At 52.5% G+C, this 22609-nt stretch carries 18 protein-coding genes; 8 read left to right on the plus strand and 10 right to left on the minus strand.

What is annotated here, in order from left to right:
• Positions 1 to 73: 73 nt before the first annotated feature.
• A complete protein-coding gene (locus ABD949_RS29300; RefSeq protein ID WP_345249870.1) occupies positions 74 to 2110 on the plus strand; it encodes a M3 family metallopeptidase in 2037 nt (678 codons plus the stop codon).
• Positions 2111 to 2186: 76 nt separating this feature from the next.
• Here the strand turns inward: ABD949_RS29300 and ABD949_RS29305 are convergent, their stop codons facing one another.
• The 3 genes from ABD949_RS29305 to ABD949_RS29315 all read right to left on the minus strand — a co-directional run bounded on the left by ABD949_RS29305 (position 2187) and on the right by ABD949_RS29315 (position 4850).
• Positions 2187 to 2960, minus strand: coding sequence for a LytR/AlgR family response regulator transcription factor (locus ABD949_RS29305; protein ID WP_345249872.1), 774 nt, complete (start codon positions 2958 to 2960; stop codon positions 2187 to 2189).
• An 81-nt stretch (positions 2961 to 3041) separates the two neighbouring features.
• Positions 3042 to 4043, minus strand: a complete 1002-nt coding sequence (locus ABD949_RS29310; protein WP_345249874.1) for a sensor histidine kinase — start codon at positions 4041 to 4043, stop codon at positions 3042 to 3044.
• A gap of 36 nt (positions 4044 to 4079) precedes the next feature.
• A complete protein-coding gene (locus tag ABD949_RS29315; protein WP_345249876.1) occupies positions 4080 to 4850 on the minus strand; it encodes a head GIN domain-containing protein in 771 nt (256 codons plus the stop codon).
• 226 nt (positions 4851 to 5076) lie between these two features.
• Between ABD949_RS29315 and ABD949_RS29320 the strand changes: the two genes are divergently transcribed.
• On the plus strand, positions 5077 to 5595 hold the full coding sequence (locus tag ABD949_RS29320) for a DUF4494 domain-containing protein (protein ID WP_345249878.1): 519 nt from the start codon (positions 5077 to 5079) through the stop codon (positions 5593 to 5595).
• A gap of 62 nt (positions 5596 to 5657) precedes the next feature.
• On the opposite strand, the gene ABD949_RS29325 is transcribed toward ABD949_RS29320, so the two are convergent.
• The 6 genes from ABD949_RS29325 to ABD949_RS29350 all read right to left on the minus strand — a co-directional run bounded on the left by ABD949_RS29325 (position 5658) and on the right by ABD949_RS29350 (position 10327).
• Positions 5658 to 6461, minus strand: coding sequence for a toxin-antitoxin system YwqK family antitoxin (locus ABD949_RS29325; RefSeq protein WP_345249880.1), 804 nt, complete (start codon positions 6459 to 6461; stop codon positions 5658 to 5660).
• A 235-nt stretch (positions 6462 to 6696) separates the two neighbouring features.
• Complete coding sequence (locus tag ABD949_RS29330; RefSeq protein ID WP_345249882.1) at positions 6697 to 7344, minus strand: carbonic anhydrase; 648 nt, start codon at positions 7342 to 7344, stop codon at positions 6697 to 6699.
• 18 nt (positions 7345 to 7362) lie between these two features.
• Positions 7363 to 7629 carry a carbonic anhydrase gene (locus ABD949_RS29335; protein ID WP_345249884.1) on the minus strand — a complete coding sequence of 89 codons (267 nt, stop codon included), beginning with the start codon at positions 7627 to 7629 and terminating at the stop codon, positions 7363 to 7365.
• Positions 7630 to 7651: 22 nt separating this feature from the next.
• Entirely contained in the window at positions 7652 to 8545 is an 894-nt protein-coding gene (locus ABD949_RS29340; protein WP_345249886.1) for a bestrophin family protein, read from the minus strand.
• Positions 8546 to 8944: 399 nt separating this feature from the next.
• Positions 8945 to 9190, minus strand: coding sequence for a hypothetical protein (locus tag ABD949_RS29345; protein WP_345249888.1), 246 nt, complete (start codon positions 9188 to 9190; stop codon positions 8945 to 8947).
• A gap of 36 nt (positions 9191 to 9226) precedes the next feature.
• The gene (locus ABD949_RS29350) at positions 9227 to 10327 is read right to left on the minus strand and encodes a Gfo/Idh/MocA family protein (RefSeq protein ID WP_345249890.1); all 1101 of its coding nucleotides are present in this window, start codon (positions 10325 to 10327) and stop codon (positions 9227 to 9229) included.
• Between the two features lie 213 nt (positions 10328 to 10540).
• On the opposite strand from ABD949_RS29350, the gene ABD949_RS29355 reads away from it, so the two are divergent.
• A complete protein-coding gene (locus ABD949_RS29355; RefSeq protein WP_345249892.1) occupies positions 10541 to 11242 on the plus strand; it encodes a glycosyltransferase family 2 protein in 702 nt (233 codons plus the stop codon).
• A 31-nt stretch (positions 11243 to 11273) separates the two neighbouring features.
• Here the strand turns inward: ABD949_RS29355 and ABD949_RS29360 are convergent, their stop codons facing one another.
• Positions 11274 to 12476, minus strand: a complete 1203-nt coding sequence (locus tag ABD949_RS29360; protein ID WP_345249894.1) for a molybdopterin molybdotransferase MoeA — start codon at positions 12474 to 12476, stop codon at positions 11274 to 11276.
• Between the two features lie 168 nt (positions 12477 to 12644).
• On the opposite strand from ABD949_RS29360, the gene ABD949_RS29365 reads away from it, so the two are divergent.
• The 5 genes from ABD949_RS29365 to ABD949_RS29385 all read left to right on the plus strand — a co-directional run bounded on the left by ABD949_RS29365 (position 12645) and on the right by ABD949_RS29385 (position 22601).
• A complete protein-coding gene (locus ABD949_RS29365; protein WP_345249896.1) occupies positions 12645 to 15509 on the plus strand; it encodes a PVC-type heme-binding CxxCH protein in 2865 nt (954 codons plus the stop codon).
• A gap of 111 nt (positions 15510 to 15620) precedes the next feature.
• Positions 15621 to 16883 (plus strand): FG-GAP repeat domain-containing protein, encoded by a 1263-nt coding sequence (locus ABD949_RS29370; protein WP_425576820.1) that lies wholly within the window; start codon positions 15621 to 15623, stop codon positions 16881 to 16883.
• A gap of 157 nt (positions 16884 to 17040) precedes the next feature.
• Complete coding sequence (locus tag ABD949_RS29375; RefSeq protein ID WP_345249898.1) at positions 17041 to 17625, plus strand: RNA polymerase sigma-70 factor; 585 nt, start codon at positions 17041 to 17043, stop codon at positions 17623 to 17625.
• 70 nt (positions 17626 to 17695) lie between these two features.
• Positions 17696 to 18727 (plus strand): FecR family protein, encoded by a 1032-nt coding sequence (locus ABD949_RS29380; RefSeq protein WP_345249900.1) that lies wholly within the window; start codon positions 17696 to 17698, stop codon positions 18725 to 18727.
• 277 nt (positions 18728 to 19004) lie between these two features.
• Positions 19005 to 22601 carry a TonB-dependent receptor gene (locus ABD949_RS29385; RefSeq protein ID WP_345249902.1) on the plus strand — a complete coding sequence of 1199 codons (3597 nt, stop codon included), beginning with the start codon at positions 19005 to 19007 and terminating at the stop codon, positions 22599 to 22601.
• The last annotated feature ends 8 nt before the right edge of the window (positions 22602 to 22609 follow it).

A 22609-nucleotide genomic window follows, 5' to 3' on the forward strand; every position in this document is an offset into this window, starting at 1 on the left:
ACCCGTCAGGGAACCTTTTATCTACTCTCTGCTTTTAGTGGATAAGATTTGACCCGCTCCCGACAAAAACAAGATGAGTGAGAATCCGTTTTTGCAACCGTACCGCACCCCACACGAAACGGTACCGTTCGACAAAATCAAGAACGAGCATTACCTGCCGGCCTTGAAAATCGCCATTGAGCAAGGGAAAAAAGAGGTTGACGCTATCGTTACTAACCCGGCCAAACCGACCTTCGAGAACACGATTGTGGCCCTGGAACGGGCCGGTGAGCAGGTAAGTAAGGTATCGGCGGTGATGTTCAACCTGAACAGCTCCGAAACCTCCCCCGAACTGCAGGCCATTGTCCGCGAAGCTTCGCCGTTGCTAACCGAATATGGCAACGACATCTCGCTGAACGAAAAACTCTTTGCGCGGGTGAAAGCCGTATATGAGCAGCGGGATAAGCTGAAGCTGGACACGGAGAGCAAAATGCTGCTGGAGAAATCCTACAAAGGGTTTGCCCGCAACGGCGCTAACCTGAGCCCGGCCGATAAGGAGAAGTACCGGGAAATCAGCAAGGAGCTCTCGCAATTGTCCCTCAAGTTCGGCGAAAACGTGCTGAGCGAGACCAACGAGTATATGCTGGAAATTACCGATGAGAAAGACCTGGCTGGTCTGCCGGATTTCGCCCGTGAAGCGGCTAAGCAAACCGCCAAACAGAAAGGCAAAGCCGGTTGGGTATTCACGCTTCAGGCTCCGAGTTACCTGCCGTTCATGCAGTATGCCGAGAACCGCGATCTGCGGAAGAGACTCTTCCTGGCCTATAACTCCCGGGGTTTTCAGAATAATAAGAATAACAACGAGCAGACGATTCAGCGCCTGGTGCAGCTTCGCTACGATCGGGCTAAATTGATGGGCTACAATACCCACGCCGATTACATGCTCGAAGACCGCATGGCCGGTTCCAACAAGCGTGTGCAGGAGTTCCTCGACGAAATGCTGGGCTACTCAAAGCCCGTTGCCGAGAAGCAGTTGGCGGAGCTGACGGCATACGCAAAGGATAAAGGTTTCAAAGGCGACCAGATCGAAAACTGGGACTACAGCTTCTACGCCGAGAAACTGAAGAAGGAGCGCTACAACCTCGATGACGAGATGCTGAAGCCCTACTTCAAGCTGGAGAACGTGCTGAACGGGGCTTTCACGGTGGCTAACAAACTGTACGGTCTTACCTTCAAGGAAAACAAGGACATTCCGGTATACAATCCGGAGGTCAAAGCCTACGAGGTATTCGACGAAAACGGCAAATTTCTGGCGGTATTTTACGGTGACTTTCACCCCCGCTCCGGCAAACGCGCCGGTGCCTGGATGAACGGAATTCGGGGGCAGGAAGTGGTTAACGGTGTTAACATCCGCCCCCACGTGGTAAACGTCTGTAACTTTACCCGCCCCACGGAGACACGTCCTTCTCTGCTGACCTTCAACGAAGTAACTACGCTGTTCCATGAGTTCGGTCACGGTCTGCACGGTATGCTGGCCAACGGCAAATATAAGAGCCTGTCGGGTACCAGCGTGGCCTGGGATTTTGTGGAACTGCCGTCGCAGGTGATGGAGAACTGGTGCTACGAGCCCGAAGCGCTGCGGCTGTTTGCAAAGCACTATCAGACCGGCGAGGTGATTCCGCAGGAACTGATCGACAAAATCCGCGCCAGCCAGAACTTCCTGGCCGGTATCGGCAACCTGCGTCAGGTACGCCTGGGCCTGGTGGATATGTACTGGCACAGCCAGAAACCAACCGGCGAATCGGTATCCGATGTAGAGAAGAAAGTAGACGAGAAAACAAAGCTGTTCCCGACAGCTCCGGGTGTAGCCATCAGTACAGCCTTCTCGCACATCTTTGCGGGTGGGTATTCGTCCGGCTACTACAGCTATAAATGGTCGGAGGTGCTGGATGCCGATGCGTTCGAAGCCTTTAAAGAAAAAGGAATCTTTAACCGCGAGGTAGCCACCAAATTCCGCAAGAACGTGCTGGAGAAAGGTGGCACCGAAAAGCCGATGGAACTGTACAAGAAGTTCCGGGGCCGGGAACCGTCACCGCAGGCCATGCTGCGCCGGAGTGGCTTGGTGCTGTAAGAAGAACCAGCGTAAATGGATTTTAGAAGAAGCCGGCTCTCACCGGCTTCTTTCTTTTTGCTCGTCCCCGACGGTTCTAACTATCCAGCCAACTCTTAAAGGCCTCCGCTTTTTCGCGGCTGACGAAAATTTCCTCATCGGTGGGGCGGTTGTGCAGCCAGAGCCGCAGGCGGCCGTTGAAGTGCGGCTCGATGCGCTCAATAGCGCCCAACTGGCTGATGTACTTCCGGTTGATTCGGTGGAAGAGTTTAGGGTCCAACTTGCCCTCTAGTTCGTCCAGCGTTTCGTCAACAATGAACTTGCGGTTTTCGCTGGTGACCAGAAACACTACTTTTTCGTCGGCGTAGATGTACTGGATGTCGCGGGTATCCACTACCTCAAACCGGCCACCCTGTTTCAGGAGAAAGCGGCTTTTGTAGGCAACGGGTTTTACGCCGTAGGCTTCGAGTACCTTCGTCAGATTTTCGGGAGTGGAGGTCTGCTGGTTTCGCTTGAACTTGCCGATCGCCAGTTCCAGTTCGTCCTTTTCGATGGGCTTAAGCAGGTAATCAACGCTGTTGACCTTGAATGCCTTCAGCGCGTATTCGTCATAGGCGGTAGTAAAAATGACGGGCGTAGTGATGTTAACCTGCTGAAAGGCTTCAAAACTCAGCCCATCGGCGAGCTGAATATCCATCAGCAGCAGATCCGGTGCCGAACGTCCTGTATCCTGGTTAGTCTGCCACCACCGCACAAGGGCCCGTACGCTTTCCAGACGGTCCATCACTTCAGCCTCCGGCTCTACCTCCTGTACCAGCGATTCCAGCCGTTTGGCCGCCAGCGGTTCATCTTCCACAATTAGTACTTTCATATTCTGGTCGTAAGTCAGAGCGGGTCGTCGCCAGGCAGTCTGGTATTAGCCCTATCGACTGGCGACTACCCACTATTGACTTTATAAGAGTGGTAACCTGACAATAAAATCCTTCTCCGTCTGCTGAATTTCCACCTGCCGGCCGGCGAGTTGAGCGTAGCGGCTTTGCAGGTTACGCAGACCAATACCCGTGGAAACGGTATTCAGGCGGCTTTTCAGCTGAAGGCTGTTTCCCACGATGAGGTGCTGGCCGTCTGAGGTGATGCCCACCGTTAGCGGGTTCTCCTGCGAGCATTCGTTATGCTTGACTACGTTTTCGAGCAGGGTCAGCAGGCCCTGGGTGACAATCTGCTTCTGTTTGTCTTCGTCGGCAAGCTGAATGGCGTACCGGAAGTTGTCTCCGAAGCGCATATGCTGAATAAACAGGTACGATTCGGCAATGCGGAGCTCCGTGGCCAGCTCCACCGTGTTCTGGTCGGAATGCTGCAAATTGTAGCGAAACATCTTCGACAGCCGCTCCACAAACTGCACCGCTTTTCGGGAATCCTCCGGAATCAGGGCGGTCAGGATGTTCAGCGAATTGAACAGAAAGTGTGGGTTTATCTGATTCTTCAGCGACTCGAATTCTGCCTTCAGCACCGCTTGCTTCAAGCCTTCCTCCATCAGCAGCAGGCCTTTCCAGCGTTCCACAAACGACTTCAGGGAGTACACGGCGGTGATGGCCGAGGTAATGACGGCAAACATCCCGCAGGTAAAGAAATAATCCTCAGCCGCGAAAGGTACCTGCCACATGACCCCGATCATGTTGAGCAGAATAAATCCGGTTATGGCAGCTACAATGCCGCTGGAGGTAAGCGTTACGGCCACGAATCGTTGCGGGGAGAGTTGTTCGGCAGTCCGGTTGATCAGGTAAGGCACCACCCAGGCCAGGAGCAGGTAAATCGCAAAGCCGGTCGCAATCACGAGCCCTATTAGTTGAAGCTTTATGGCAGTGGGTACGGCGGTATCAACGGTAAGCAGAAAATACGCTAACAGCAGGGCTACCAAAGCAATACCAATAAACCGGCCAAATCGATGTTTCATGAATATTGATTATTCTCCTTACCGGAACCAAGCCCCTTAAACCCGGCCAATGGAACTCGCTCCTGAACTTTTGAACTGAATGCGGGGCTCTCCGCGATACTGAATCTTACTGGCTCCCGTAGCTTCTGCCCACAACTGATTGAGCACATTCAGCCGGGCTGAACAGGCTCCCGTTACATCAATCCTGGCTTCGCTGACCTGAAAATCGAACGCCTGCAACTGCGAAGCGCCCGTCAGGTCGGCCGACAGCCGCGCACCGTGACCAACCAGCGTCAGCCGCGAGGCTCCGGATACATCCGCCGTCATCTGTTCGGCTTCGCCATCGTAGTTGATGTTGCAGGCTCCGCTAATGCTCAGGTCCATCGTCTGTTGTTTGGTGAATCCATTGAGTTGCACGGCGCAGGCTCCCGATACGTCGAGCTTCTTAAGATCGGGCGTAGTGATGGTCAGGAACAGATCACGCTGCCGTCGCCAGAAGCCGAAGCGGGAACCTAGTTTCAGGGTGCGGCCATACTGCCGGACCCGCAGGCAGTCGATAGCCCGGCGCGTGCCGCGCAGGGTGATGGTTGCGGTGTTGCCGGGCGTTACCAGCACGTTCAGCGCTCCCCAGATTGCCAGGGAGTCAAACGGGCTGAGGTCGCGGTTCTCGGTGACATCTTCGTACGATTCTTTTCCCACCTGCCACCAGACCGTGCCGATCAGGGCCAGCAGCCCGACCGACAGCAGGACCAGGTGAAGGTAATGGGTAACCGCATCCGGCGCTAACAGGTCCATAGCCAGTAAATTAATAGTCAGTAAAGTACTCATTTTCTTTTTTGGTGTGAATAGTTTGTCGAATCAAAGTTGGCGGAACTGGTTGCTAAAATCAATTGAAGTTCGATGAAGCACCAAAATGGGCGGATGATTGCCGACGCTAAAAAGATGAGCCGTCGGGCCTCCTTCATTCCCCGAAAAGGTTATTTTTGCTCCCCTCATTAGAAGGCCGAGTGCCAAACGTCAAACGTCGACCATCAAAACTTAAACGCAAAAAGATATGCCCAGCTGGTTTTTAGGGAAAATACGTTACCAACAAACCGACGATTCGCTGACCGATACCCGTAAAGACGGTTCCGGCGAACTACCCCGGCTCAAGACCATCAACGAAGCTTACCTGCTTGATGCCGTTTCGTATACCGACGCCGAAGCCCGGCTGTACCGGCTGGTTGCCGACAATACGCCCGAATTCAGCATCACCGCCATCCGGCCCATGCGGCTGAGCGATGTGTTTCATTTCGAGGGCGGGGAAAAGTGGTATAAGTGCAAGGTTATTTACATGACCGAAGATGAACGCAGCGGTAAGGAGAAGAAGGTCATAAACATGATGCTGGTAAATGCCGGAACCGTAAAGGAAGCTCACGCCCGCATTGAAGAGAGCCTCCGGACCATGCTGGTGCCGTTCGAGATCACCGACATCAACCTGACGCCGATTCTGGAGGTCTGGCCATACGAGCCCGAAGAAGAGAAAATTCCGGCAAACCTCCGGCCGTTGAGTGAGGTAGCCGTTCAGGCGTAACTAAACAGCAATCCCCGGCCTGCCAGGCCGGGGATTGCTGTTTCTGAGGATTGGATTTACCCTTAACGGGTCACGTGATCCGGTCCTTTTCTGATGGTAAGAATTCCCTTTTTGTAGCGTACGGCGAGCGAGACCGTAGAGCGAATCGGAATGCCGTCAAACGTAGCCGGCTTCCAGTTGGGCATGTCTTCAAAGGCATCCATCAGAAACGTTGGCTCATCATCGTTGGCCGGCTTAAAGGGTTTGGGCGAATTCACCTGGCCTTCCTGCGATGGGAAGATAAAATACAGGTTTTCGACGGCACCGTCTGTACCGACATCAAAGCGGACCAGCATTCGGGGGGCCCGCAGGGGATGCAGGTCCCGGTCCATGTAGGTCTGCAGATGGGTAATCAGTTGCTGCGGATCCGCAGCAAAGCGCGCTTCCTGCAGGAAGTCGGTGCAGGGAACAACCTCACCGGCCTGACCATAGCAGATCGCTTTTTTGCGTGTTCCGTTTTTATAGTATTCCCGTCGCTTGAGGGTACCGTCTTCGGTGTAAACCAGGAAAGCACCATGCCGGACATTATTGCGGTAATCGCTGATCCAGTACAGTTTTCCGCTTGGATACCAGTATTTGGTAAATCCATTTTTGATCCGTTTTTGGTAATCGCTGTACTGCTCTTCCATCTGCAGCACTCCGCCGGTACTATACGTCCTGAGGGTAGCCAGGAGGTTGTTGCGGTCATGATAAACAACTTCTTCGATCCGGTTGCCACGATCATGACGTTCTTTGCGGGCATACATCCGGTCATCCGGGGTGACGGAGAGCAAACTAACTACTAGAAGTCCCGTGAAGGACAGCAAAAAAGGGCGTTGCGTTGCCATAAGTGTGAGGGTTTGGGTGTGGTAAGCTGGACTTTACCCAAAGACAACGGAACTGGCTAAACGTTGCAGCATTCAGGAAATTACCCGTAGCGGTTTTCAGGCTGATTTTATTAGAATTTACTGTTATGAAAGAACCCCTCTTTAAGGCGCATCAACCAGCAACTACGATTTACCTGGTTGATGTGCCCTAAGAGGGGTCCGGAAGGCCTAGTCGGCTTATTGACGAGCGGGATTACTACTGGCCTAAGTCACCCGTCAGGTTATAGATGGCCTTAATTTCTTCTAAGATGCTTTTAAAGTCAATGTTCAGATCAATAATACGTCCGGTTCTCAGATCAAATACCCAGCCATGTACCTCAGGATATCCTTCTGTTGCATAGGTTACCTGGAGGGCCGCCGTTTTGATGATGTTTACGCACTGCTCTTTTACGTTTAATTCAACTAAGCGGTCGTATCGCTTATCCAGGTCGGTTATGGCATCGAGTTCTGCTTTATGCAGTCGATACACATCGCGAATGTTACGCAGCCAGGGATTGAGGATGCCTAAATCCTGCGGAGTCATGGCCGCTTTAACGCCCCCGCAGTTATAATGGCCGCATACGATTATATGCTTTACCTTTAAATGCCGGATCGCATAGTTAAGCACAGACATTACATTAAGGTCAACATTATTGACCAGGTTTGCGACGTTACGATGCACAAATACCTCTCCCGGCCCCAGGCCCATCAGATCTTCTGCGGTGACCCGGCTATCGCTGCAGCCAATGTATAGGTATTCCGGCGTTTGCGTTTTTGCCAATTGCGTAAAGAAATCTTCACTGCTGCTTTTTTTCTGCTCAATCCATTTCTTGTTGTTCTCAAAGATTTGCTCGTATGAGGTCATAGTATATGGTTTTGGGGGTTAAATTCTCTGGGTGGTCGACGTGCGTATTTGCTCGTCAAAAAAGGGTACTTCGCCGGTCGGTCTGCTCGTATAGCGCCCGCGCTCAATTTTCATTTCGCCTTTGTCAATAAACTCAGCAATAATCGGACTTGTTTCTTTAATCGGCTTTATTGTTAAATGTTCATTTAACCCGGACAACTTTACATGATTGACAAACCGATCATTGCCTTGAAGGGCTAGTTCGGGCGTGATCTGGCGCTGAGCCTCCTTGACGTGTTTACACATAAAAAGGGTTAAATCGGTTCTACTAGAGAATATAGAACTCATTTGGTTTTGCCGGCTCCGGAACATCCGTCTCGTTTAAAAGCTGCCGGATATTGATTTCTATCGTTCGGGCGATTGCTGTTACCGATACATCGCTTGGACGGTTCCGGAATGGGTCCTGCAAGTGATAGGCACTTTTCTCGATTAGAAAAAATCCGACCGATATGACCAGCAGGAGCGGTATTTCAAAAATAATTCTGACGTCCTGTAAGGCAATAGATAACGTGACCACAAACAGGTAAATAATAAAATGCAGAAAGTGGCGGTATGTGGCCGGAAAAACGGTGCCGTTAATGCGCTCGGCTTTACCCATGGCATCAACCAGCCGGACCAGTGTGTTATCCAGTTGTAAGTGCGGGAAAATCTCTAACCTGTTGTTGCTGCGCAGGTCTCTGATATCCCTGGCATTAAGCTGAATAAGGGCCAGTGGCTTGTTGAGGTGCGTTTTTATATAGGACTGATCCGTTTCGGAAAGCAGATGACCGACACCTTCGACCGGATCCAACCCCCGCAGCGACTGACCCAGCGAATAGCACCAGGCAATCTGCCGGTAGGCTAGTTTCCGGATTAGGTCGGTCTCATCTCTTCCCAGCAGGGACTGCAACTGGATCACAAAGCTCCTCGAATCGTTGACAATCGCGCCCCATACTTTACGGGCCTCCCACCACCGGTCATACGACTGGTTCATTTTGAACGATAACAGAATAGAGATAGCCGTTCCCAGAAAAGCCGGAATGGAGAGCGGCATTTCCGGCAGGTATCTGAACGACTTCTGGGTAAGCACGTTCGTTACTAAACCAATCAGTAGCACAACCAGAAGATCATATTTAACTTTGTTGGCTATGTACTTTAAAGGGATTTTTTTATCTAAAAGCATTGGTGAATGGCCTTTTCAACGTAACTGCTAAACACCCGTTCTGTTGCGCTGCCGTCCAGAAACTGAGGATAGAACACGCTGCTGCGGCCTTACTGGCTTGTGAATAGTGCCTGATAATCAATCCGATGCTTAACTGAATGGGTAAACTTCACCTGACCGCAATCTGAACGCTTTCAATAAAAAGAAGTAGCCTATCACCATCCCAGATGCTAAAACCGATAACCGACCGATCAAAGAAAAAAAGTAAAGAATCGATTACGAAGTGTCATAACCTCTAAATTAGTCAATTAGTAGGGCCTGAATGGTACGCACAACCTGGCGTATTTTCCGTATTTACGACCTCGTTAGCTGAAGGGAGTACGTAGCGTTTTCTTCGTTTTCTTTGTGTCCTGCCGGCAATCACTCGTACCCAATCTCCGTCAGGTACGGCAAGTACGGCTCCAGTTTATCAGTGGAACGGAAGGCGGTTACCTGCCGAAGCTGGTTGGTATAGGCATCGTGGCGGAGTTCGACAAAGAAGTCGGCCAGGCTGTAGAGCAGGAAGATAAATTCGTCTTCGTACCGGTTCGCCAGCAGGTCGCCCTCGAAGTAGAGGACGTCCAACTGCTCGCTTTTGGGAAGTTCAGTAAAGTCGGCGGGGGCCATGGTGTTTGGTATTAAGGGGCCAAAAATACGCAATCCTTACAGCTTTACGCGCTTGCCGGTGTCGGCCGCTCTATAAATGGCTTCGACAATGCGGATGTCGCGCAGCCCTTCTTCACCCGGTACCTGCATCGGTTTGTTCTGCATAATGCTCATGGCATCGTCGTCCATCTGCTTGGCCTGCTGAAAGGGAACCTGGTACTGGTGGTTAAACTGGCCCAGCGGGCTGCTGCCTTTTAGCCCGGCATAGCCCTGGTAAGGCTCAACACGGATGTCGCCTTTCTGGCAGTTGATGGTCAGGAAGTTGACGTTGCGGCCGAATGTCGTTTCAATATCAGCCATCACCCCGCCCGGAAACTCCAGCGTGGCTACGCAGGTTTCGGCCAGCCCGTTTTTGTAGATCTCCGGCCGGGTGGTCGAGGTCTTCGCCGAAACCACGGCAATGGGTTCCATACCGGTACCCAGCCGGGCACTCTGGATGGAGTACACCCCCATGTCGTGCATGACTCCGCCCCCCATTTCTTTGATCTGCTTCCAGTGGTTAGTGCGGTTCTCGCGATACCCGGCCGCCGAGCTCAGCTTCTGTACCTTGCCCAGCAGCTGCTGATTCACAATTTTGCGGTATTCCTGCGTGTTGGGTTCGTGCTGGAGCCGGTAGCCAATCGCCAGCGACTTTTTGTTCTTGCGGCAGGCATCGATCATGTCCTGGCACTCTCTGGCATACACCGCCATCGGCTTTTCGCACCAGACGTGCTTACCCGCATTGGCCGCCCGGACTACGTATTCCCGGTGCATCGACGGCGGCAGTACCACATACACCACGTCAATGTCGGGGTTGTTGGCGATCTGGTCGAAGTTCTGGTAATTGTAGATGTTTTTGTCGGGGATGTTGTACTTCTGCTTCCAGGTTTCGGCTTTTGCCGGTGTGCCCGTTACAATTCCGGCGAGGTAGCAGTTTTTGGTCTGTTGCAGAGCCGGTGCCAGCAGGTCGGTGCTGTAGTAGCCGAGGCCTACCAGCGCTACGCCCAGGCGCTCTTTCTGCCGGCTGGTTGCCGCCAGTAATACATTGGGGGAAAACAGGGCGGAAGCACCGCCTAATGCCAGGGATTTGAGGACGTCTCTGCGGGAAAAGAAGGTCATTGATTGGGGAGTTTGGATTGCTGGAGGCTAAATAAAGCGAAAAGCAGGGAAAAGACAAGTTTGTGTATGGGTTGCCCCCCTGCTGATCCGGACTGGAGACTACCTAATCAGCGCCAGGCACGGTGTTACCAGTAACTAAGGTTTTCCGCTGAAAAGCAGGATGAGATAAACTGAGTTGCCGCCTGCGCTGTTTACCTGGAAAATACTCGCGCTATGAAATCATCCACAAAGGTGTCGTGTCTGATACCTTTTTACAATGAAGGAGAGCGGGTCTTTGACGTCCTGGATGTAGTAACGAAAGTTCAACAAATTGATAAAATTATTTGCATTGACGACGGTTCTGAAGATACCGCTTACCGAGATATACAGAAGAAATACCCGGACGTGGAGGTGCTGCGTCTCGCCCAGAATGGAGGGAAGACGGCCGCCATTAAAGCGGGACTGGAAAACGTAGATACCGACTTTGTGCTCCTGATGGATGCCGACCTACAGAACGTTGACCGCCGGGAGCTGGTGAAAGCCATTCGGGCGGTTCAGCGCTACCCGTTCGTCGATATGGTCATTCTGCGCCGGGTATACGCCGACTGGTTTGTAAAGTTTAACCGGGGCGACATCCTGCTGTCGGGTGAGCGCATCATCCGGACCAGTGACCTGCGGGCCGTCCTTGAACAGCCGGTGGAGGGCTTTCAGCTCGAAATGGCCATCAACGAATACATGCAGGAGCAGAGCAAGATGGTTCGCTGGTTTCCGTGGTCGGCTACCAATACCTACAAAATGGAAAAACGCGGACCGGTGGAGGGCTTCATCCACGATTTCAAGATGTACGCCCATATCCTGCAATATGTCGGACCTGTAGGTTTTGTGAAGCAGGTCGTGACTTTTGGCCGGCGCCCCATGCGGCTACCAAGTAAATAATACTGCCCCACCCCGTTCGGGGTGGGGGTAATCAAATTTCCCCAAACAGCAGCACCGGATAGACCTCGCCGGCAGCAAACTCCGACTGGTCTGCGGGGAGCTCCATAAACCCGTTGGCGTCAATGAGATTAGCGTAGTCGCCGGAGCCGCTGCCGGGCAAGGGGTACGCAAGCTGACTGCCGTCCGGCTGGCTGGTAAGCCTGACCGGCAGAAAGTACGTTAAGGCAGGTTTGAAAAGAACCTGCTCCGCCAGGGTGGCATATCGCGTGGATTCCGGTTGCCCCTTCATGGATGCGTTCAGAAAGGGTAGCAGGTAGCGGAAAAGGCACATGGTCGTAGAGACTGGATTGCCGGGTAAGCCAAAAACCACTTTACCGGTATCCGTTGTGCCGAACCAGAGCGGTTTACCGGGACGCTGGGCAATCTTGTGAAAGCGTTCGCGAACGCCAAGCGCCATCATGACCGCCGGGACAAAATCGGCCATCCCCGCCGATACCCCTCCGCTCAGGATCAGCAGATCATTTTCTGCCAGAATCGATGACAGCCCTCTGGTCATTTTCTCCTGATCGTCGGGCAGATGGTTCAGCGAAGTTTCTATGCCCAGTGTCAGCAGGGCCGCCTGCAGCATATAGGTGTTGGAGCCGCGAATCTGGTGGGGGAGAGGCATTTCGTCGACGCCCACCAGTTCGTCACCGGTAGAGATGAGAGCAACCCGCGGGCGGGCGCTGACCGCAACCGTTGGTTTACCAACCGAGGCTAATACCGCGATTTCGGTAGGGCGGAGCCGGGTACCGGTGGTGAGCAGCACTTCGCCGGCCTGCCGGTCGGTTGCCTGGCGGTGAACATTCTGGCCGACAGAAATTTCCTCAATCGTGATCGTAGCCATGCCGTTTTCCGTTGTAAGGTCTTCGTACCGTATAACGGTATCCGTGCCGTCGGGCAGTACGGCCCCGGTCATGACCTCCAGACATTCGTTTGCCGAGGTCAGGCTGAACAGCGGCTGGCCGGCAAACTGCGTGCCGGCAATGGGAAAGGTCCGTTGCCCGCTGGCAAAGGCCTCGTAGCGGATGGCAATCCCATCCATCGTTACCCGGTCGAATGGCGGGAAATCGCGGTCTGCCTGGATGTCTTCCCGCAGGATACGGCCAACGGCTCTGGTTAGCGGAACGGTTTCGGCGGGCAGCGGATGACTATGGCTGAGAATGTGGGAGAGGGCTTCGGTAACAGATAGCATGCTGGGGTTGGTTGACTCGGTGACTGTAAAACGGGTAAATAAACGGATTGCGTGGTCAAATTACTATTTCCTGTTGATTTGCGCTAAAGTATAGCCGCCAATTTGGCTGCAACGGTTTTTCTTCTAATTTTAACCTGAATATTCCTAAACGCTTACCGGGTAGTTCTTATGTGCCAGTTTCGCTTGCTTTTTATCTCTGTTCTGTCTGCGCTGCTTTCGTTGCCTGCCGCTTACAGCCAGCCGCCCAAACCTACGCCAAACCAGGCGACCGAAAAAGTAGACCGTGATTATGAGCTGGAAGCGACCATGCTGGGTTACTTTGGTAAAGACGGAGCCCGTAATCCTACGCTCAAAGCCAACAAAGGGGACCGGGTTCGCATTACTATCACTAATGGCGAGCAGATGACGCACGACATTGCACTGGAGAAGTCGGGGGTGAAAAGCAAGACGCTTCAGGAAAAAGGCACCCGTACCAGTATCACCTTTACAGCGGGGCAAAGTGATACCTATTACTGTACTGTACCAGGGCACCGGACGGCCGGCATGGTCGGCAGTTTTCAGGTGGTGGATGGTGTGATCTCCGATGTCACGGTAGCCGGGCAGATACCGGTGAAAAACGGGCAACCGGTTAACCTCAATTTTGAGACGGGCAGCCTGAAAGACTGGACCGCTACCGGCGATGCCTTCACCAATCCGCTGGTCAGCCAGGAGCCTTCGCCGGTTCACGAAAAAGATATGGTCATCGGTCGGGAAGGGACGTATTTTCTGAGCAGCGGGGGTAATGTCAACTACAAACTTACCGGCACCTTAACCTCGGTACCCTTTACCGTTACCCAGCCTTTTGCTGCGTTCCGCGTGTCGGGCGGTGCCTTGCAGGACACCCGCGTCGAACTGGTACAGGCAGACAATAATAAAGTGATCTTTCTGATTACCGGGCAGGGGCGGGCCACCCTCCAGCCGGTGGTGGTTGATCTGCAACCTTACCTGAACAAAGGTATTTTTATCCGGATCATTGATAATGAGACAGGTATCTCACAAATACCGTATATACCCAACGACAAGTGGGCACACATCAATTTTGATGATTTTCGCTTTTACGCCAGCCGTCCCGACTTTCCCAATGAACTGAAGCAAAAGGACATCATCATTCTGCCGCCCCTCGATCCTGTGCTGAACGCCGGCCTTTCCGGCACCGATGCGGCTAAGGCGATGACCCCGCCGAAAGGGTTTAACGTAACGCTGGCAGCCGCCGAGCCGGACATTATTCGCCCCATTGCATTTACCATCGACTGGCGGGGCCGGCTGTGGGTAGTGGAAGGGCACACCTATCCTGTACCGGCACCGGAAGGACAGGGCCGCGACCGTATCCTGATCTTTGAGGATACCAATGGCGATGGCACACTCGACAAGCGAAAAGTCTTCATGGAAGGGTTGAACCTGGTCAGCGGTATCGAAGTCGGCATGGGTGGGGTATGGCTCGGGGCGGCACCGTACCTGTTGTTTATTCCGGCCGATTTTAAAAACGATAAGCCTGCTGGTGCTCCGCAAAAACTGCTCGACGGCTGGGGTACCCAGGATACCCACGAAACCCTGAACAGCCTGCGCTGGGGACCCGACGGCTGGCTGTACGGTAACCACGGCGTTTTTACCCATTCCAACGTAGGGAAGCCGGGCGCGCCGGACGCAGAGCGAACAAAGATTAACGCAGGTGTCTGGCGGTACCACCCGACACTGCACCAGTTTGAAGTATTTGCCGAAGGGACCAGTAACCCCTGGGGCATCGACTTCAACGACTATGGGCATGCGTTCATTACGGCCTGCGTGATCCCGCATATGTACCACATGATCCAGGGCGGGCGTTACCAGCGGCAGGCCGGCAAGCATTTTAACCCCTACACCTACGACGACATCAAGACCCATGGAGACCATGTACACTGGGTGGGCGAACGGGGGCCTCATGCCGGTAACTTCCGGTCGGCCTCGGCGGGTGGTGGCCACGCCCATGCCGGGGCGATGGTGTACCTGGGCGGCAGCTGGCCGCAGGAGTACCGGAACACCATTTTCATGAACAACATCAACGGCGCCCGGCTGAATAACGACCAGCCCAACCGCGCCGGGTCGGGTTATCAGGTTAGCCATAGACCCGATTTTCTGGCCATGAATGATTCGTGGTCGCAATGGCTGAATATGAAATACGATGCCAGCGGATCGGTGTTCGCGATCGACTGGTACGATAAGAACCAGTGCCACAGTTCCAACCCGGATGTACATGACAAAACACTGGGCCGGATTTTCAAGATCACCCACGAGAATGACAAATGGGTGCAGGTTGATCTGGCAAAGGCGTCGGATCTGGAACTGGTGAATTACCAACTGCACCCGAACGAATGGTATGTGCGGCAGGCCAGAATGCTTTTGCAGGAGCGGGGGCCTAACAAAAAAGTGCATAAAGCCCTGAAGGACATGCTGGCGAAAAATCCGGATGTCACCCGGAAGCTCCGGGCGCTCTGGGCCCTGCACGTGACCAAAGGCCTAACCGAAAAGGATCTGACGGATTTGCTGGCCAATGACAACGAATACGTCAGAAGCTGGGCCGTTCAGCTACTGGCAGAGGATAAAAGTGTTGCGCCTGAAACGTTGAAGCGTCTGACCGCAATAGCCCAGTCCGACAACTCGGCGCTGGTGCGGCTTTACCTGACATCGGCCATGCTCCGGCTGGAGCCGGCTCAGCGGTGGGGAGTAGTAGAGGCATTGGCTCAGCGGACGGAGGATAAAGACGATCATAATCAGCCACTGATGGTCTGGTATGCCGCCGAGCCGCTGGCTGCGGTAGACGCGAAGCGGGCGTTGCAACTGGCCGAAAAAGCTAAACTGCCAAAGATTTTGCCGTACACTATCCAACGCATCGGGGCCATTGGTTCAGAGGATTCAAAAAAACTGCTGCGCGAGTACAACGACCGGCTAGGCAAGCTGGATCATTCGCACCAGAACCACGAAATTCAGATGCTAATCAGCAAAGCGTTGGAGAAGTAGAATTTCGTGTTTTTGTAGTCCCGAAGAATGAGGGATGACAAAATAACAGGATGATAAAGCTTGATTTTCGAATATCAACATATCCTTAACCAGATGAATCTGAACACACCAATGAATAGAAACGGATGGCGAATGCTGATGAGCTTATGCTTGTTGGGCTGGGCCACGCTAGCAAACGGTCAGGCTGATAATCAATCCAAAGAAATATTCAAAATACGCCAGCAGCAGGCAGCCAATCAGGCCACAAAAGCTCCAGACAAACCGGCCCTTCCGGAAGGCAATTTTAAGAAGACAACCCTTACCCGCGACTTCATCTCCGAAGGGGTAGCGGTGGCCGACCTGAACAAAGATGGCAAGATGGACATTGTGGCCGGCTACTACTGGTTTGAAGCCCCCAACTGGACCCGGCACGAGATGGCTCCCTCCCGCGTGTTTGATCCGCGCAAGGAGTACAGCAATTCGTTCCTCAATCTGGGTATGGATGTGAACCAGGACGGCTGGGATGATGTAGTAATCGTCGACTTCCCCGGTAAACCGGGCTTCTGGTTTGAGAACCCAAAGAACAAATCCGGTGAATGGAAGAAGCACATTCTGGCCGATTCGGTAGGCATAGCCAATGAGTCACCCGCGTTCGTTGACATCGATGGCGACGGCCGGCTGGATATTCTCTGCGGAGATCCGGCCAAAAAGCAGATTATCTGGCTGAAATCACCCTCCAAACCCGGCGAAACTGCCTGGAAGCGGTTTGCGCTGAGTCAGGAAAAAGTACCCGGCACCGAGCCGTTTTCGCACGGCATCGGCTACGGTGATATCAATAAAGATGGCATCAATGATGTAATCGTGCGGGAAGGCTGGTTTGAAGGTACAAAAGATACTAAAGCAGGCAGCTGGGTGTTTCACCCGGCCAGCCTGGGCGAACCCTGCTCGCATATGCAGGTGCTGGACGTGAATGGCGACGGCAAGAATGACGTGGTCAGTGCGTCGGCGCACGCCCTGGGTGTCTGGTGGCACGAGCAGGTGAACGATGAGCAGGGTAATATCAATTTCCGGACCCACCTGATAAGCAATACCACGGCCCAAACACATGCTTCTATCATGGCTGATCTGAACGCCGACGGCCGTAAGGACTACATCACCGGCAAGCGCTTTCTGGCTCATCATGGCCGCGACCCCGGCGACAGCGACCCCGCTATTCTGATGTGGTTTGAATTTACGCCCGGTAAGGAGCCTTATTATAAAGAGCACATTATTGATAACGATTCAGGTGCCGGCCTGAACATCACGGTCCGCGACATGAACGGTGACCGCAAACCGGATATTATTGTTGCCAATAAAAACGGGGTTTTCCTGTTGGAGAACCAGATTGGAAAGTAGCGGGAAAGGTTGCGTTTTTTCGGCCTGATAAATCAGGGGGAAAGTGTGCGCTTCCGCTCAGTAAAAAATAAACTTATTTGCCTTATAGGCTAAAGGTCTGCTTTGGTTAGGGTATCTAAAGTCGGCCATTCGACGCAGGATTTCGGAAGTACCGGTTATGAATTCAACCTACAGGCGCTATTCAGATGAAACAATTCTGACGTTAATCGCCGAAAGCGATGACGAAGTGGCCTTTACTGAACTTTATCGCCGGTATTTTCGAGTCCTGTTTAATTATGCCTTCAGCAAAGTTGACGACCGGTTTGCCGCCCAGGAAATTGTGCAGGAGTTATTTGTTTCGCTCTGGCAGCAGCGGCATAAGCACGCTATTCAGGCCTGTCGCACCTATTTGTTTTCCTGCATTAAGAACCTCATTATATCCCACTATCGGAAAGAGTTTACCCGTACCCACCATTACAACCAGTGGGAGATTCAGCACAACCCCTATATGGAGTTGGCGGACCAGTTGATTCTTACGGCTGATCTCCAGGATCGGTACGAAAAAGGCCTTCACCTGTTATCCCCAAAATGTAAGGAAGTCTTTCTGCTGAGCCGTAGAGGCCTTTCGAACCGGGAAATTGCTGACCAGTTGGTGATCTCCGAAAAGACAGTTGAGCAGCATATTACCAAAGCGCTGCGCATTTTAAAGGATTACCTGAAGGAGCATTTTGTTTATATTTTTCTCCTGGTTCCACTTTTTTAACTTTTTTTTCAAATCGGCTAAGGGTTAGCCGGCTGGCAGGCGACTTAGGGTTCGTTACGATCACTACCCGATGCCACCCCCTAAAATTTCTCCCGCTTTACTCGACAAATACCTCCGCAACCAATGCACGGATGAGGAAAAAGAATTGGTTGAGGCCTGGTATGCATCGTTACAGGGAAAACCGGACTATCTGGACTCTTTATCCGAAACGGAGCAGGGGGAGTTACAGTCCGAAACCTTCCAGACGATTCAGGATCAACTCCATATTGGCCAGCAATCCGGGACCAGACCATTGCCGGTACGCCGATTACTCTGGCTGGCGGCATCGGTTAGCCTGATAATGGGGCTATACATTACCTACCGGTATACGTCTCGTCAGGATATCTCGCCTACGGCGGTATCGTATGTAGCGCCCACGAGGAAAAACGTTGCGGAACGTGCCATCGAATTTACTAATCGGGAGCCACGCCCGGTACGGCACCTGCTTCCTGATAGTAGTTCGGTCTGGATGCAGGCCGGGGCGTCTATTGCCTACCCCAAAAAATTTGATTCCAATAAACGAGTCGTCAGTTTTTCAGGAGAAGGGTTTTTTCAAGTCAGAAAGGATCCGTTAAGGCCGTTCCATATACAGAGCGGGGTGATGCGGGTAAAGGTGTTAGGCACGAGCTTCAATGTCAAAGCGCCGGTCTCTCACAAGGTTTTCCAGATTTCGGTGGTAACCGGCCGGGTAGAAGTAAGCGCCCCAGACCGGCAGCAGAAGCCGCAGCAGGTTATTCTAAAGCCGCAGCAACAGGCATTTTTTGAAACTGAGTCCGGCCGGTTGCTTTCTTCGCCTGTCCCTGTTCAGGTCAAAAAAGAAATCTACGAGTCTGTCTCCGTCGTGTTCAATAATACACCGTTAGATCGGGCCATTGCCCAGTTGGAGAAGCGGTTCAATATTCAGATCAGGTTAGCCAACCCCGGTCTCTCATCCTGCCGGGTAAGCGCCGATTTTGAGCAACAGTCGTTGCCCTTGATCATGGAAATGCTTTGCACCGCGCTGGATGCAACCTATACCATGTCTGGAAATACTATAGTCATCGACGGATTGCCCTGCGAATAAACAGAAAATAGGATAAAACATTACTAACCATGCACCAACTGGCTTAGCTACACCAACTGGTAACATAAACTTAACAATTTCCCTAAACCTTTAACGATCCGGCAATATGAGCCTATTTACATTTGCAGCATCAAAATCGGCAAGCGCAGTATTCAGCTCCTGCATCATGTGTCATCCGGATTTTCTACCGGCAGGCTGAGTGACCTAAGTCAGTACGTATACAGCCATACGGTACATTGAAAAGAAAGTAAAATCCATATCTATCAAACCTCATATCATGCAATACTCACTACTTAAAAACTCTGTAGACTGGGGTAAAATTATGCGCATCGGTTTACTGCAATGTACGCTGGTCATTTTACTGGCCGGCCTGGCCCACGCCAGAGATATCGCTGCACAGTCGATCCTGAGTAAGGATATGACGCTTCAGCTTTATAATGTTACGCTCAAGGAGGCCCTGGAGCAGATTCAGGAAAAAGTCAATACCAAATTCGTTTACAGCAGTCGTGTTTCGCTGAACGAACAGGTGTCGATTGATGTAAAGAATCAGAAGCTCTCAAAAGTGCTGGATCAGTTGCTTGTGCCCAGAGGCATCACCTACAGGGTCATCAACGAACAAATTGTGCTGGCCCGGGATAAAGGGTTTAAAGAAGCCTCTCTAATACCTACCCTTGACAGCAAAATGCAGGGTTACCTGAATCAGGAAATCCGGATCAGGGGTACGGTTTCGGCCGCCGACGGCCAAGGCACGCTGGCCGGGGTAACCGTGGTACTCAAAGGCACCACAAAAGGAACGACCACTGATGGCGCTGGTAATTACGAAATTTCGGTACCGAACGCGTCGGCTGCGCTGGTCTTCAGCTTTGTGGGTTATTTGCCGCAGGAGGTAACGGTGGGCAACCGGTCGGTGGTAAACGTAACCCTGAGTATCGATAGCAAAACCCTGGAAGAACTCGTCGTAGTGGGCTACGGTACCCAGAAAAAGGTGAACCTGACCGGTGCGGTATCGCAGGTACAGGCGAAAGACCTGGAGAACCGACCCCTGAACAATATGTCACAGATTCTGCAGGGTATGCTGCCGAACCTGAATATCACGTTCAGCACCGGACAGCCTGGGCAGGGCGGGAGCCTGAACGTTCGCGGTGAAACCTCTATCAACGGAGGTGGTCCTCTGGTGCTTATCGATGGCGTACCGGGTGATATCAACCGCATTAACCCCAACGACGTAGAGTCAGTATCGGTGCTGAAAGATGCCGCAGCTTCGGCTATTTACGGGGCCAGGGGTGCTTTCGGGGTCGTGCTGGTAACAACGAAATCGGCCAAAAACGGCAAAACCAGCGTGTCGTACAGCAACAACTTCGGCTGGTCGACACCCACGGTGAGCACCCGGTTTCTGACCAATGGCTACGAGCACGTCAAGCTGAACGATGAGGCCTTTATTCGCGCTACCGGTAACAGCTATACCCGGTATTCCGAAGAGGATTATAAAGAACTGGAGGCTCGTCGGTACGACAAAGTGGAGGATCCGGCCCGGCCCTGGACGGTAGTCAAGAACGTAAACGGCAAAGACATATACAATTACTACGGGAATTATGACTGGTGGAATACGCTGTTTAATATGACACAGCCGTCGCGGCAGCATAATGTGAATTTGTCCGGAGGAACCGATAAAATTAATTATTTTCTCTCCGGGTCGATTTTCGAGAAGGAGGGAATCATGAGGACCAACACGGATAAATTCACCTCCTATACCCTGCGGAGTAAGATCAACGCCCAGGTAACGCCCTGGCTTCGCATCAGCAACAATACGCAGTACTTCGACTCCAAGTATAAATATCCGGGTCTGGAAGGTGGAGCCAATGCCAACTTTGTGGCCATTACGGTACACGCCATGCCAGCCTATGCGCCCCAAAATCCGGATGGTACGCCCACGTATAATACGTTGAAAAATAACTATTCGATCGGTGACGGCTTATTCGCCAACCTGTTGAAAGGCGTGGCCGGCGGTGAAAAGAAGGTGCATGAACTGACTACGATCAACTCCGTTACCATCGACTTCACGAAGAACTGGAATCTGGTTGCCAACCATTCCTATTCGTTCTACATCGCCGATGACTGGTACCGGTCGGCGGTAGCACAGTACTCTATTCAACCGGGTATCATGACCACGGTACCGAATTACAATACCGATCAATTACGGCAGACCATGTGGTTCGACCCGATGAACGTGTCGAACCTGTACACCTCATTTAACAAAACGTTCGGGAAGCATTATCTGGCGGCAACGGCCGGTATGAATTACGAGTCCAAGAAGCACCAACGCTTGTTTGGCGCCCGTAAGAACCTGCTGTCCGAAAGTCTCAATGATCTGAACCTGGGAACCGGCGAACAACTCTCCGGGGGCGATTCATACCAGTACTCGCTGTTCGGAGCTTTTTACCGGGCCAACTACGACTATGCCGGTAAATATCTCCTGGAAGTAAACGGTCGGTACGACGGAACATCGCGGTTTGGCGAAGGCCGGCGGTATGGTTTCTTCCCATCGGTATCGGCCGGCTGGCGGATCAGCGAAGAGGAGTTCTTTACGCCGGTTCGCGGCATTGTCAATAACCTAAAAGTCAGAGCCTCTTACGGTACGTTGGGTAATCAGCTGCCGTCGAATAGCAATTCGTCCAGCTTTTACCCGTATATCTCTATCATGCCAACTGCGCTGTCGAGCTGGATTAACAACGGTCAGAAGCTGACGTATGTAAACAGTCCGAACCCGATCTCTCCATTTCTTACCTGGGAAAAAGCCACTACCTCCAACCTGGGTCTGGATGCGGATGTGTTGAGAAACCGGCTGAATATTTCGTTTGATGCCTACATCCGGAACACCACCGACATGCTGGTGCCGGGCAGAGTGCTCCCGGCCGTGTTTGGTGCAACCGTACCGACCGAAAACGCGGGCGATCTGCAAACCAAAGGTTTTGAATTGGCCCTCGCCTGGCGCGACCAGTTTAAAGTGGCTGGAAAGCCGTTATCCTACAATGCCTCCTTTATTCTCTCCGATTCTAAATCGACCATTACCAAATACGACAATCCGAACAAGATTTTGTCGAGTCGGTACGTAGGGCAGGTAATTGGGGAAATCTGGGGTTACCCGATTGATGGCTATTTCAAAACAGACGAAGAAGCGCAGTCGTATAAAGTAGACCAGACGATCGTGAACCGGCAGCGGCTGAGTGCCCCCGGCGAATGGAGTAAATTACGGGCCGGGGATCTCAAGTTTATCGACCTGGATGGCAACGGCAAAATCGATCAGGGGGCCAACACCCTGGCCGATCACGGCGACCTGAAAATAATCGGCAACGGCCGGGCCCGCTACCGGTACGGCGTTAACCTGGGTGCCAACTGGAACGGCTTCGATCTGTCCGTATTCGCGCAGGGTATTATGCGTAAACACTGGTATCCGGGCAACAATGCCGATAAGTTCTGGGGACCTTACTCCCGTCCCTACTACTCGTTCATTCCGGAGGATTTTGCGGATGATGTCTGGACGCCGGAGAACCCCAACGCCTACTTCCCCGTGCTGAGAGGCTATACCGCCCTGAACGCGGGTGGCGACCTGAACGCCCCCAACGACCGGTACATCCAGAACGTAGGGTACCTGCGGCTGAAGAATGTGGTGCTGGGGTATACGTTCCCCGAAAGTTTAACAAAGCGCATCTATATTCCCAGAGCCCGTGTCTATGTAAGTGGAGAAAACCTGCTTACCTACACACCCCTGCGGACCAAATACATTGATCCGGAGCAACTTGATGGTGATGGCACCAACGGACGGACTTACCCCTTATCCAAAACGGTTTCCGCCGGTCTGAGCATCAATTTCTAACCCGACTT

Source organism: Nibrella saemangeumensis (assembly GCF_039541915.1).
GTDB lineage: Bacteria > Bacteroidota > Bacteroidia > Cytophagales > Spirosomataceae > Nibrella > Nibrella saemangeumensis.

Excerpts from the sequence above, each read along its gene's own strand:
- ABD949_RS29320 (WP_345249878.1), top strand. The coding sequence starts at position 5,077 with ATGCCCAGCTGGTTTTTAGGGAAAATACGTTACCAACAAACCGACGAT.
- ABD949_RS29325 (WP_345249880.1), bottom strand. The coding sequence starts at position 6,461 with ATGGCAACGCAACGCCCTTTTTTGCTGTCCTTCACGGGACTTCTAGTA.
- ABD949_RS29360 (WP_345249894.1), bottom strand. The coding sequence starts at position 12,476 with ATGCTATCTGTTACCGAAGCCCTCTCCCACATTCTCAGCCATAGTCAT.
- ABD949_RS29315 (WP_345249876.1), bottom strand. The coding sequence starts at position 4,850 with ATGAGTACTTTACTGACTATTAATTTACTGGCTATGGACCTGTTAGCG.
- ABD949_RS29305 (WP_345249872.1), bottom strand. The coding sequence starts at position 2,960 with ATGAAAGTACTAATTGTGGAAGATGAACCGCTGGCGGCCAAACGGCTG.
- ABD949_RS29350 (WP_345249890.1), bottom strand. The coding sequence starts at position 10,327 with ATGACCTTCTTTTCCCGCAGAGACGTCCTCAAATCCCTGGCATTAGGC.
- ABD949_RS29345 (WP_345249888.1), bottom strand. The coding sequence starts at position 9,190 with ATGGCCCCCGCCGACTTTACTGAACTTCCCAAAAGCGAGCAGTTGGAC.
- ABD949_RS29310 (WP_345249874.1), bottom strand. The coding sequence starts at position 4,043 with ATGAAACATCGATTTGGCCGGTTTATTGGTATTGCTTTGGTAGCCCTG.
- ABD949_RS29330 (WP_345249882.1), bottom strand. The coding sequence starts at position 7,344 with ATGACCTCATACGAGCAAATCTTTGAGAACAACAAGAAATGGATTGAG.
- ABD949_RS29300 (WP_345249870.1), top strand. The coding sequence starts at position 74 with ATGAGTGAGAATCCGTTTTTGCAACCGTACCGCACCCCACACGAAACG.
- ABD949_RS29340 (WP_345249886.1), bottom strand. The coding sequence starts at position 8,545 with ATGCTTTTAGATAAAAAAATCCCTTTAAAGTACATAGCCAACAAAGTT.
- ABD949_RS29385 (WP_345249902.1), top strand. The coding sequence starts at position 19,005 with ATGCAATACTCACTACTTAAAAACTCTGTAGACTGGGGTAAAATTATG.
- ABD949_RS29370 (WP_425576820.1), top strand. The coding sequence starts at position 15,621 with ATGAATAGAAACGGATGGCGAATGCTGATGAGCTTATGCTTGTTGGGC.
- ABD949_RS29335 (WP_345249884.1), bottom strand. The coding sequence starts at position 7,629 with ATGTGTAAACACGTCAAGGAGGCTCAGCGCCAGATCACGCCCGAACTA.
- ABD949_RS29355 (WP_345249892.1), top strand. The coding sequence starts at position 10,541 with ATGAAATCATCCACAAAGGTGTCGTGTCTGATACCTTTTTACAATGAA.
- ABD949_RS29375 (WP_345249898.1), top strand. The coding sequence starts at position 17,041 with ATGAATTCAACCTACAGGCGCTATTCAGATGAAACAATTCTGACGTTA.
- ABD949_RS29365 (WP_345249896.1), top strand. The coding sequence starts at position 12,645 with ATGTGCCAGTTTCGCTTGCTTTTTATCTCTGTTCTGTCTGCGCTGCTT.
- ABD949_RS29380 (WP_345249900.1), top strand. The coding sequence starts at position 17,696 with ATGCCACCCCCTAAAATTTCTCCCGCTTTACTCGACAAATACCTCCGC.